Origin of the sequence: Actinomadura sp. WMMB 499, assembly GCF_008824145.1 — a bacterium.
Classification (GTDB): domain Bacteria; phylum Actinomycetota; class Actinomycetes; order Streptosporangiales; family Streptosporangiaceae; genus Spirillospora.
Genome location: NZ_CP044407.1, coordinates 330,228 through 341,200, shown reverse-complemented (window position 1 = coordinate 341,200; position 10,973 = coordinate 330,228). Strand labels below are relative to the sequence as shown.

11 protein-coding genes are annotated in these 10,973 nt (G+C 73.6%); 7 read left to right on the top strand and 4 right to left on the bottom strand.

Translation table 11 applies throughout. The annotated features are described in order from the left end of the window. Positions 1 to 36: 36 nt before the first annotated feature. Positions 37 to 1,050 carry a TerC family protein gene (locus F7P10_RS01630; RefSeq protein WP_151007743.1) on the top strand — a complete coding sequence of 338 codons (1,014 nt, stop codon included), beginning with the start codon at positions 37 to 39 and terminating at the stop codon, positions 1,048 to 1,050. A gap of 161 nt (positions 1,051 to 1,211) precedes the next feature. Next, positions 1,212 to 3,410, top strand: coding sequence for an acyl-CoA dehydrogenase (locus F7P10_RS01625; RefSeq protein WP_151007742.1), 2,199 nt, complete (start codon positions 1,212 to 1,214; stop codon positions 3,408 to 3,410). Positions 3,411 to 3,599: 189 nt separating this feature from the next. Here the strand turns inward: F7P10_RS01625 and F7P10_RS01620 are convergent, their stop codons facing one another. Then, positions 3,600 to 3,950 (bottom strand): hypothetical protein, encoded by a 351-nt coding sequence (locus tag F7P10_RS01620; protein WP_151007741.1) that lies wholly within the window; start codon positions 3,948 to 3,950, stop codon positions 3,600 to 3,602. Between the two features lie 176 nt (positions 3,951 to 4,126). Between F7P10_RS01620 and F7P10_RS01615 the strand changes: the two genes are divergently transcribed. The 4 genes from F7P10_RS01615 to F7P10_RS01600 all read left to right on the top strand — a co-directional run bounded on the left by F7P10_RS01615 (position 4,127) and on the right by F7P10_RS01600 (position 7,791). Continuing rightward, entirely contained in the window at positions 4,127 to 4,534 is a 408-nt protein-coding gene (locus tag F7P10_RS01615) for a hypothetical protein (protein ID WP_151007740.1), read from the top strand. Further along, positions 4,531 to 5,436, top strand: a complete 906-nt coding sequence (locus F7P10_RS01610; RefSeq protein ID WP_151007739.1) for a MoxR family ATPase — start codon at positions 4,531 to 4,533, stop codon at positions 5,434 to 5,436. Before F7P10_RS01615 ends, F7P10_RS01610 begins: the two co-directional genes overlap by 4 nt. A 1-nt stretch (position 5,437) precedes the next feature. Continuing rightward, positions 5,438 to 6,829 (top strand): VWA domain-containing protein, encoded by a 1,392-nt coding sequence (locus tag F7P10_RS01605; protein ID WP_151007738.1) that lies wholly within the window; start codon positions 5,438 to 5,440, stop codon positions 6,827 to 6,829. Positions 6,830 to 6,891: 62 nt separating this feature from the next. Further along, positions 6,892 to 7,791: a transposase gene (locus F7P10_RS01600; protein ID WP_151007737.1), complete on the top strand. Its 900-nt coding sequence runs from the start codon at positions 6,892 to 6,894 to the stop codon at positions 7,789 to 7,791. A 30-nt stretch (positions 7,792 to 7,821) separates the two neighbouring features. Here the strand turns inward: F7P10_RS01600 and F7P10_RS01595 are convergent, their stop codons facing one another. Further along, on the bottom strand, positions 7,822 to 9,222 hold the full coding sequence (locus F7P10_RS01595; RefSeq protein WP_151007736.1) for an MFS transporter: 1,401 nt from the start codon (positions 9,220 to 9,222) through the stop codon (positions 7,822 to 7,824). 94 nt (positions 9,223 to 9,316) lie between these two features. On the opposite strand from F7P10_RS01595, the gene F7P10_RS01590 reads away from it, so the two are divergent. Continuing rightward, on the top strand, positions 9,317 to 9,811 hold the full coding sequence (locus F7P10_RS01590; protein ID WP_151007735.1) for a helix-turn-helix domain-containing protein: 495 nt from the start codon (positions 9,317 to 9,319) through the stop codon (positions 9,809 to 9,811). Positions 9,812 to 9,835: 24 nt separating this feature from the next. Here the strand turns inward: F7P10_RS01590 and F7P10_RS01585 are convergent, their stop codons facing one another. Together F7P10_RS01585 and F7P10_RS01580 are read right to left on the bottom strand one after the other, a co-directional pair. Then, the gene (locus F7P10_RS01585) at positions 9,836 to 10,459 is read right to left on the bottom strand and encodes a TetR/AcrR family transcriptional regulator (RefSeq protein ID WP_151007734.1); all 624 of its coding nucleotides are present in this window, start codon (positions 10,457 to 10,459) and stop codon (positions 9,836 to 9,838) included. Between the two features lie 67 nt (positions 10,460 to 10,526). Next, positions 10,527 to 10,865, bottom strand: coding sequence for an SPW repeat protein (locus F7P10_RS01580; protein WP_151007733.1), 339 nt, complete (start codon positions 10,863 to 10,865; stop codon positions 10,527 to 10,529). Positions 10,866 to 10,973 lie beyond the last annotated feature (108 nt).

Genomic DNA, 10,973 nt, shown 5'->3' with positions numbered 1-10,973 from the left:
CGGCGCTCTGCCATGTCCGCCGGAGGAGAGTTAACCTTGTCCGTTGCCCCCTGGGTCTGGTTCGTCACCATCGCGGCGATCCTCGCCATCATCCTCGCCGACCTGTTCCTCATCCACCGGAACGACACGCGGGAGTTCACCACCCGCCGGGCCGCGTTCTGGTCGACGGTCTATATCGGCCTCGCCGTGGCGTTCGGCCTGGGCGTCTGGGCCTTCTCCGGAGGCGAGTACGCCGCGCAGTACTTCGGCGGCTTCGTCACCGAGAAGAGCCTGAGCGTCGACAACCTCTTCGTGTTCATGGTGATCCTGGCGCGGTTCGCCGTGCCGAAGCGCTCGCAGCACACGGTGCTGATGGCCGGGATCATCATCGCGCTGGTGCTGCGCGGCATCTTCATCGCCGTCGGGGCCGCCGCACTCGCCGCCTTCACCTGGGTGTTCTTCATCTTCGGCGCGATCCTCATCTGGACGGCCTTCGGGCTCGTGCGCGGCGAGGACGACGACGAGGTCGGGGAGAACGCGATCCTGCGGTGGGCCAAGCGCGTCGTCCCGACCGCCGACCACTACGACGGCAACAAGTTCCTCACCCGGGTGAACGGCCGCCGCCTGGCCACCCCGCTGCTGATCGTGATGATCGCCATCGGCACCACCGACGTGCTGTTCGCGCTGGACTCCATCCCGGCGATCTTCGGGCTGACCACCGAGCCGTACCTGGTGTTCGCCGCCAACGCGTTCGCCCTGATGGGCCTGGTGCAGCTCTACTTCCTGCTGGGCGGGCTCGCCGACCGGCTGAAGTACCTGAGCCACGGGCTGGCGTTCATCCTCGGGTTCATCGGCGTCAAGCTCGTCCTGCACGCGCTGCACGAGTACGGCGTCCACTGGGCGCCCGACATCCCGATCTGGCTGTCCCTGTCGGTCATCGCCGGCACCCTGGTCGCGGTCACCGTGGCCAGCCTCGCGGTCGCCCCGAAGGGCGCCGAGAAGAAGGCCGCGCCGGTCGAGGGGGACGCGGCGGACCGCGAGGACCGGGACGCCCGCGCCGCCCTGGACTGAGGTTTCCGACCGGCTGCCCGCCCCGCGCTCCGCGGGTCCGGCGGCCGGTCGTCCCGCCGGGGGCGCGGCCCGCCGAGGCACTGAGACACGGGTCACCGTCCCGTCCGAACAGAACTCTGTTCTAGAATCGCGTCAACAGCGGTCTCAGAAGGGTTGGACGCATGGCCATCGGGCTGACCGAGGAGCACGAGGCGCTCGCCGAATCGGTGCGCGGCTTCGCCGAGCGCAACATCCCGGCGACGGTCGTACGGACCGCGCTGGACGCGGACGAAGAGACGAGGCCCGGCTTCTGGTCGGCGCTGGCCGAGCAGGGGCTGCTCGGGCTGCATCTCGACGAGAAGCACGGCGGGCAGGGCTACGGCCTGCTCGAGCTGGCGATCGTGGTGGAGGAGCTGGGCCGCGCCGTCGCGCCCGGCCCGTTCCTGCCCACCGTCCTGGCCAGTGCCGTGATCGACGGGTCCGGCAACGCCAAGGCCTGCGCGGAGCTGCTGCCGGTCCTGGCCGACGGGTCCCGCACCGGGGCCGTCGCGCTGGACGGCGCGCTGACCGCGCGCCGCGACGGCGACGCGCTCGTCGTGTCGGGCGAGGCCGCGACGGTGCTGGGCGCGTCCCTCGCCGACGTGCTGGTCCTGCCGGTGACGGTCGGCGACGGCGCCGAGCACTGGGTCGCGGTGGACGCCGCGGACGTCACCGTCACCGCCGTCGAGAGCCTGGACCGGGTCCGGCGGGTCGCGAAGGTCGCGGCGTCCGAGGTCACCGTCACCGCCGACCGGCTGCTGGACGACGTCACCACCCGCCGGGTCCGGGACCTCGCGGCGGCGCTGTTCGGCGCCGAGGCGGCGGGCGCGGCCGGCTGGCTGGTCACCACCGCGGCCGAGTACGCCAAGGTCCGCGAGCAGTTCGGCCGCCCGATCGGGCAGTTCCAGGGCGTCAAGCACAAGGCGTCCCGGATGCTCATCTCCCTCGAGCAGGCCCGCGCCGCCGCCTGGGACGCCGCCCGCGCCCTCGACGACGCCGCGCCCGACGCCGGGTTCGCCGCCGCGGTCGCCGCCGTCATCTCCGCCGACGCCGGCGTGCAGACCGCCCGCGACGCCATCCAGATCCTCGGCGGCATCGGGTTCACCTGGGAGCACGACGCGCACGTCTACCTGCGCCGCACGCTGACCCTGCGCGCCCTGCTGGGCGCCTCCAAGGACTGGGCGGCCGAGGTCGCGAAGACCGCCCTCGGCGGCGGCCGCCGCGAGGTCGTCCTGGAGCTCGACGCGGACGCGCAGCCGACCCGCGAGCGGATCCAGGCCGAGATCGCCGAGCTGGCGAAGATCGAGGACAAGACCGAGCGCAACGCCCGGATGGGCGACGACGGCTGGACCGTCCCGCACTTCCCGAAGCCGTGGGGCCGCGCCGCCGGGCCGGTCGAGCAGGTCCTCATCCAGCAGGAGCTGAAGGCGGCCGGGGTCAAGGCCCCGAACCTGGTGATCGGCGCGTGGCTGGTGCCCTCGCTCGTCCGCTACGGGACCGAGGAGCAGAAGGAGAAGTTCCTGCGCCCGACGCTGCGCGGCCAGATGGTCTGGTGCCAGTTGTTCTCCGAGCCGGGCGCGGGCTCCGACCTGGCCTCGCTGTCGATGAAGGCCGAGCGCGTCGAGGGCGGCTGGAAGCTCACCGGGCAGAAGATCTGGACGTCGGTGGCGCACATGGCCCAGTGGGGCTTCTGCATCGCCCGCACCGACCCCGACGCCGCCAAGCACGACGGGATCACCTACTTCCTCGTCGACATGAAGGCCCCCGGCGTGGACGTCCGCCCGCTGCGCGAGCTGACCGGCGACGCCCTGTTCAACGAGGTCTTCCTCGACGGCGTGTTCGTCCCCGACGAGCACGTCGTCGGCGAGGTGAACAAGGGCTGGCAGGTCGCCCGCAACACCCTGTCCAACGAGCGGGTGTCGCTGTCCACCGGCGGCGGCCTCGGCATGGGCGTGCCCGAGCTGCTGAAGTTCTTCCGGGGCAAGGAGCTGGACGCCGTCGCCCGCAGCGAGGTCGGCAAGCTCATCGCGCAGGGCCAGTCGATCGACCTGCTCGGCCTGCGCACCACGCTGAAGCAGCTCAACGGCGTGGAGCCGGGCGCCGAGGCGAGCGTCCGCAAGCTCCTCGGCGTCCAGTTCAACCAGGACGTGGCCGACTACTGCTGGGCGTCGCAGGGCGCGGCCGCCACCACCGAGGTCCCGATGACCGAGGGCGGCATCGTCGCCCGCGCGATGCTGTTCAGCCGCTCCATGACGATCTACGGCGGCACTACCGAGGTGCAGCTGAACATCATCGGCGAACGCCTCCTCGGCCTCCCCCGCGACCCCGAACCCGGCAAGTAACCCCGGCCGACCCCGACCACCGGGCACGCTTCGCGCGGCCGTGGGCGCCCCGGCGCCGGAGGCCGCGCGAAGCCCCGGGGACGGGTGACCGGAGCGTGCGTGCGAATCCCCCACGGGCCACGATCGTTCGCAGCGGCACGCGAGGACCGTCGTCCCCGCGACGGGGGCTCCAGGGGGCGTACCGCCGGGTCAGCGCCGCGGGCGGAAGGCGTAGGTGACGTTCAGGAGGACGATCATCACCAGGGTGAAGATCAGGCCGCCCAGGCCGGCGTTGAGCGCCGTGATGGCGGTCAGCGGGATCGCGGCGAGCAGCGACAGGACGGCGAGGGCCAGGCTGTGGTCGCGGTCCGGCCTCGCCGGGGCGGCTGCCGGGGCGGGACGGCGCCGCTGCGCCGGGGCGCTCCCGGCGCGGGCGTCGAGGGCCTCCTCGATGCGGTCGACGACCGTCTCGATGAAGGCGTCGTCGTAGTCGGGGCCCAGTTCCCGCCGGGCGGCCAGCGCCGCGGCCAGGTCTTCGCGAGGCAGGCGTGGGGTCGTCATGTCCCGGTTATACGCTTTCCCGGCGCATGGCGGCGTCACCCGGAGGGAGGAGGTTCCGGGTCACCCGCAGGGGGCGGGCGCCGGACGGCCGCCCCGAGCGGCCGCGCTACCCGTCGGTACACTTCCGCTTTGGCCGCCGAGAAGTTCCGGAGGTTCCCGTGAGAGTGCGGGCCCGAATGACCGCCCTGGCCGGGTGCGCGGCGGCCGCCGCGCTCGTCCTGGCGGGCTGCGGCGGGGAGGGCGACGGCCACGCCGGGACGGGCGCCGCCGGTTCCGCGCCGCCCACCACGATGGCGCCGCTGCCGCGGGTGTCGCCGGCGGCGGTGAAGCCGCTCGTGGGCCGCTGGATCGGCAAGGGCAAGGACTACTTCCAGTTCGCGGCCGACGGCAAGGGCGTGTGGATGAAGGGCGGGCACGAGCTGTGGAGCGGGATCGTGATCCCCGAGGGCGGGCGCGAGTTCCGTTTCTCCTGGAAGGGCGGGGATCCGAAAACCGCCTCCTACTGGGGCGTCACCCTTGCTGAGCAGGGAGACGAGTTGACGTTCGCCGGGACGAATCAGACGTACACGAAGGTCAAGGGATGAGCGACAGCACGGTGTCCGAGATCGTGTCCGACGCGGGGGCGGACGGGGCGTTCGCCTCGCCCGCCGACGCGGCCGCGAGGCTGGCGGGCGTCCGCTACCTCACCGACGAGGCGATCGCCACGACCGTCTTCCTCGCGCAGGCGCTGGGGAAGCCGCTGCTGGTGGAGGGGCCCGCGGGGGTCGGGAAGACCGAGCTGGCCAAGGCCGTCGCGGCGGCGACCGGGTCCGAACTGATCCGGCTGCAGTGCTACGAGGGGCTGGACGAGGCCCGCGCCCTGTACGAGTTCAACTACAAGAAGCAGCTCCTCGCCATCCAGGCGGCCCCCGAGGACCGGGCCTGGCAGGAGACCCACGACGACATCTTCTCCGAGGAGTTCCTCCTCGAGCGGCCGCTGCTGGCCGCCATCCGCCGCACCGGGCCGACCGTCCTGCTCATCGACGAGGCGGACAAGGCCGACGTCGAGGTGGAGGGCATGCTGCTGGAGGTCCTGTCGGACTTCCAGGTCACCATCCCCGAGCTCGGCACCGTCGAGGCGGTCCGCCGCCCGTTCGTGCTGATCACCTCGAACGCGGCCCGGGAGCTGTCCGAGGCGCTCAAGCGCCGCTGCCTCTACCTGCACCTCGACTACCCGGCACCCGAACGGGAGCGCGACATCGTCCTGGCGCAGGTCCCCGGCATCGAGGCGGAACTGGCCGAGCAGCTGGTCCGGACGGTCGGGACGCTGCGCGCGCTCGAGGTCAAGAAGGCCCCGTCGATCGCCGAGACGGTCGACTGGGCCCGCACGCTGCTCGCGCTAGGGCTGGACGAACTGGACGAGGCGGCGGTCGCGCGCACGCTCGGCGTCGTCCTCAAGCACGCGTCCGACCAGGAGCGCGCCGCGAAGGAACTGGGGCTCGGCTGACATGGCGTCGCTCGTCGACCGGCACACCGGGTTCGTCGCGGCGCTGCGCGAGGCCGGGCTGCCGGTGTCGGTCGCCGAGGGCCTGGACGCGGTCCGCGCCATGCAGGCCGTCGACCTGCTCGACCGGGAGGCGCTGCGCGCCGCCTACGCCGCCACGGTCGTCAAGCGGCCCGCGCACCGGGTCGCGTTCGACCGGCTGTTCGACCTGTGGTTCCCCGCCGCGGTCGGGGACGGCGCGGGCGCCCCGCCGGGGCGTGCCGCGCGGACCCGCGGCGCCGACGGGCGCCCGGTCCCGGCACCGCTGGACCCGCAGGTGCGGCTGCGCCGGGAGGAACTGGCGGACCTGCTGCTGACGGGGGATGACGCGGGCCTGCGGCAGTTCGCCCGGACGGCCGTCGCCGAGTACGGGCGCCCCGACGGGCAGGACGCGTGGTTCTCCTCCGGAGTCCTGCGCGCGCTGTCGCCCGGGACGCTCATGGCGGGGCTGCTGAACGCCGTCCTGCAGGGGCGGGAGCGCGGCGGCATGGCGGAGCGGGTCGCGCGCCGCACCTTCACCGACCGCATCGCCCGGTTCGAGGACCTCGTCGCCGGTGAGGTGCGGCGCCGCATCGCCGAGGACACCGGCGTCGAGCGGACCGCGCGGCTGACCGTCCGGCCGCCGCTGGAGCGCCTGGACTTCTCCAGCGCGGGCCGCGCCGAGCTGGACGCGCTGCGCCGCGAGGTGTACCCGCTGGCGCGGCGCCTGGCGACCCGGCTCGTCCAGAAGCAGCGGCGCGGCGACCGCGGCCGGCTCGACTTCCGCCGCACCGTCCGCGCGTCGCTGGGCAGCGGGGGAGTGCCGCTCACCACGCACTACCGGCCGCGCCGCCCGCACAAGCCGGAGCTGGTCGTGCTGTGCGACGCCAGCGACTCGGTGTCGGCGTTCGCGCACTTCACGCTGCTGCTGACGTTCGCGCTGCGGGAGCAGTTCACCAAGGTGCGGGCGTTCGCGTTCATCGACGCCACGGACGAGATCACCAAGTACTTCCGGCCGGGCGCGGACGTCGCCGACGCGATGACCCGGATGGCGGCCGAGGCCGACCTCGTCTGGATCACCGGACGCTCCAACTACGGGCACGCGATCAAGGTGTTCGCCGACCGGTACGGCGACGCGGTCGGGCCGAAGACGTCGCTGCTGATCCTCGGCGACGCCCGGTCCAACTACGGGGAGCTGTCCCTGCCGATCCTGCGTGACCTCGTGGACCGCGCCCGCCACGCGCACTGGCTGAACCCCGAGCCGCGCCGCCTGTGGGACACGGGCGACTCGGCCGCGTCCCGCTACGGCGAGCTCGTCGAGATGCACGAGTGCCGCAACCTCGCCCAGCTCGCCGCGTTCGTCGAGGACCTCGCCTAGATCGTTGATGGGGGTTTGCCGAACCGGCGGCGGGCATGGCGAAGGGCGCCCATGATCAGTGTGTGAAGACAAACCTGGACGCCCTTCTGACCGCACTCTACGTCCATCTGGACGACCACGTCCTGCGATCGGCCGACCGGCCCCGCAGACGCGGCCCCGCCCGGACCCTCAACGACGCCGAACTGGTCTGCGTCGCCATCGCCCAGGTCCTGCTCGGGTGCGATTCCGAGCGCCGGTGGCTGCGGACCGCGCCCGCACGGATCGGGCACCTGTTCCCCCGGCTGCCCGGCCAGTCCGAGTACAACCGGCACCTGCGCGACGCCGCCCCCGCCCTGGCGGCCGCAGCGGCGTGGCTGGTCCGCCGGATCCCGTCCTGGCACGACCGGCTGCGGCTGATGGACGGCACCCCGCTGCGCTGCGGCGCCTCCCGCACCACCGTCCACCGCTCCGCCCTGGGCGAGATCGCCGGCTACGGCATGGACAAGTCCCACCACGCCTTCTACTGGGGAGCCAAGCTCATGCTGATCACCACCCCCGAAGGCGCAGTGTGCTCTTTCAGCGTGGCCCACCCCAAGGAACTGGACGAGCGCAAGCAGGCGATCCACCTGCTGCACACCCGGCCGCCCGCCCCGGGGCCCTGCCCGATCGTGTGCGACAAGGGATTCGCCGGAGCCGAGGTGGAGAAGACCGCCGCCGGCCTGGGCCACCTCCTGATCCGGCCGGTGCGCCAGGACGAGCCCGAGCCGCCTGTCAAGGTGTTCCCGGCCTGGCTGCGCCAGCGCATCGAGGCCGTCATCTGGACCCTGAAGAACCAGCTCGGACTGGAACGCCACGCCGCACGCACCACCGAAGGGCTCTGGACGCGCCTGTGCCAGCGCATCTGCGCCCTCAACGCCGCCATCTGGCACAACTGGCTCATCGACGCCCCGGTCAAGCGGTCACTGATCGCCTATGACCACTGACCGAGGCACTCAACAACCCCCATCAACGATCTAGGCGTGTTCCCGGGGCCGGTCCCGGATCACCAGCGCCAGGGCGGCGTAGGCGAGCGCCGCGACGGCCGAGACGACCAGCGCGGCGTTCGTCCCGTGCGCCAGCGCGGACGGACTGTGCCCGGAGCCCGTCGCGACCGCCCCGACGATCGCGACGCCGACGGAGGCGCCGATGTAGCGGGCGGTGTTGTTCGCGCCCGACCCCATGCTCGCGCGGTCGGCGGGCACGCTGTCCACGGCCAGCCGCGCGAGCATCGCGTTCGTCAGCCCGCTCGCGATCCCGGCGACCGCGAGGCCGGGCGCCAGGTGCCACCACGGCGCGCCCGGCGCGAACACGGCCATCGCCAGCTCGCTCAACCCCGCCAGCGCGAACCCGGCCGCCAGCAGCCGCCGGACGGGCAGCCGGGCGGGCAGGCGGTGCGCCTGCAGCGCCACGACGAACGACAGGCCGGACCAGATCGCGAGGACCAGCGCCGCCGTGAGCGGCGACACGCCCAGGACCAGGGCCATCATGGTCGCCGAGTAGGTCATCACGCCGATGACCGTGAGGCCGGTGACCAGCGCGCCCGACACCGACAGCAGGAACGCCGGGCGCCGGAACAGCGCGAGATCGACCATCGGCTCGGAGCGCCGCGCCTCGATCAGGACGAACGCCGCCAGCAGCACGGCGGCCGCGGCGAGCAGCGCGAGGACGCCGGGGGCGGCCCAGCCGGTGCGGCCCCACGTGATCGCCGCGACCAGCGCGCCCACGCCCAGGCTCATGGTGACCAGGCCGGGGAGGTCCAGGCCGCGCGGGCGCTCGGCGCGGGACTCCTCCAGCGCGCGGGCGGCCACGACCGCGAGGAGGGCCGCGGCGGCGACCGTCGCCCAGTACCAGATCCGCCAGCCGCCCAGCACGGTCAGCCCGGCGGCGGCGATCGGGCCGAGCGCGATGCCGAGGCCGACCATCGCGCCCCACGTGCCGGTGGCGCGGGCCCGCCGCGGCCCCGGTTCGAACGAGGCCGCGACGATGCCGAGGCCGGTCGCCAGCAGCGCGGCGCTCGCCGCGCCCTGCACGATCCGTCCGGCGATGAACGTCGGGGCGTCCGGTGCCAGGGCGCACGCGACGCTGGAGACGGCCAGGCCCGCCGCGCCGAGGACGAACACCCGCCGGCGCCCGTGGTCGTCGGCGAGGCTGCCGACGGCGAGCAGCGCCGCGGCGAGCCCGAGGCTGATCGAGCTCATCAGCCAGATCTGCGCGGTCGCCCCGGCGTGCAGGCCGCGGGCGGTGTCGGCGAGCGTCGCCGCGGGCGCGCAGTAGTTCATCAGCGTGAGCAGCGTCGCCGCGGCGGGCAGCGTGAGGGCGGCGGAGCGGCCGGACGCGCGGCGCACGCCGGCCGATGGTGTCGCCAGGGTCGTCATGCGCACTCCAGGGAAGGAGGTTCGGTCAATGAACTCGCCGACCGTAGCACGGGTTGGTTCGTTCACTGAACCTAAGCTGGGATAGTGTGGGCGCATGGCACTCGGCAAGGACTACGCGGCACAGGACTGCTCGCTGGCCCGCGCCCTGGAGGTCGTGGGGGAGCGCTGGACGCTGCTGATCGTCCGGGACGCCATCTACGGCGTCCGGCGGTTCAGCGACTTCCTCGTCCACCTGGACATCCCGCGCGCGGTGCTGTCGGCGCGGCTGCAGTCCCTCGTCGAGGACGGGGTCCTCGCCAAGGACGGCAACGACTACGTCCTCACCGCGAAGGGCCGCGACCTGTGGCCCGTCGTCCACACCCTCGCCCGGTGGAGCGAGGAGCACATGTCCGCCGAGCCGTGCCGCCTGTTCGTCCACGTCGGCTGCGGCGCGCGGGTGCGGCCCGACGGCGCGTGCCCGTCCTGCGGCGGGCTCGTCCCGATGGAGGAGCTCGAGATCCACGCGGGGCCGGGCGTCCGGCACCGCGACGACCCGGTCAGCCGGGTCCTGCGCTCCCCGCACCGGCTGCTCGAGCCCATCCGGACCTGAGCGGACGGCGCCCGCCGGGGCGCCTCAGGCGCCGAGGGCGCGCGCGATGAGCTCGGCGACGGCGTCCGGGTCGAGGTGCTGCCCGGTGAGGCTCGCCAGGTTCTCCTGGTAGATCAGTACCGCCGTGAAGGTCGCCGCCGCCACCTCCAGCCGTGCCTGGTCGCCCCGCGCGCCGGGCAGCGCCAGTTCCAGCGCGTGCCGCGCCCGCAGGAACACCTCGCCGTTGAGCCGTCCGAGCCGTTCCCGGACGGACGTGTGCGTGTCGGCCTCGCGGAACAGGATCCGGCGCATCGCGGGCGACGCCCGCAGCGGCAGCGCGCGGGCCAGCCCCGACAGGGTGCCCGCCGGGTCGCCCGGGACCGCGCCGTCCAGGTCCCCGCCGCCGGACGCGTCGAGCTCCTCGACGACGGTGCGCTCGTCGATCAGCGCCACCAGGACGTCCATCTTCTGCGGGAAGTAGTGGAACACCAAGCCCTTGGGGACCTTCGCCCGGCGCGCGACGCGGGCCGTCGAGGTGGCCTCGTAGCCGCGCTCGGCGAACAGCGCCTCGGCCGCGTCCAGGATCCGGGTACGCGACGAGCGCTCCGCCGGGCCGCCCGGCGTGCATTCGGGGTCGGGCTCGTGCTTCCCGGACGTCCGCGTTCTCATCGGCGTTCCCCCCCGCATGCCGGACGGTCCCGGACGCGCGGGCGTCCGGGACCGCTTCGGGTCTGGTTCAGGGCGCGGCGGGCGTCCGGCCGCGCACCTGGGTGGCTCCCCACAGGCCGACGATAGTCGCGACCGCGCCGACGATCCATGCCGTCCAGGCCGCCGCGTCGGAGCCGGTGAAGCCGAAGGCCCACGGCGACACGAAGATCAGCAGGGCGAAGGCGGTCGTCGTCCACGCCGTCGGGCCGGGCGCGCCGAGCAGCGCGTACAGGCCGGCGAGCGCGAGCAGGGCGCCGAGCACCATGAGCGGCTGCTCGCCCGCGTCGTCGCCCCACAGGTTGGGGGCCAGCAGCGCGACGAGGCCGGCCACGAAGGCCACCCCGTCCTGCCATGCGAACTTGTCCATGTGCCACCTCCGGGGGTCGAGCGCGTCAAGTCCGGTACCGGAGAGAGTCCCCTGATTGACCGACCGGTCAATCTGGCCGAAAGGATGGAGTCGTCCAGCTTTGCGGTG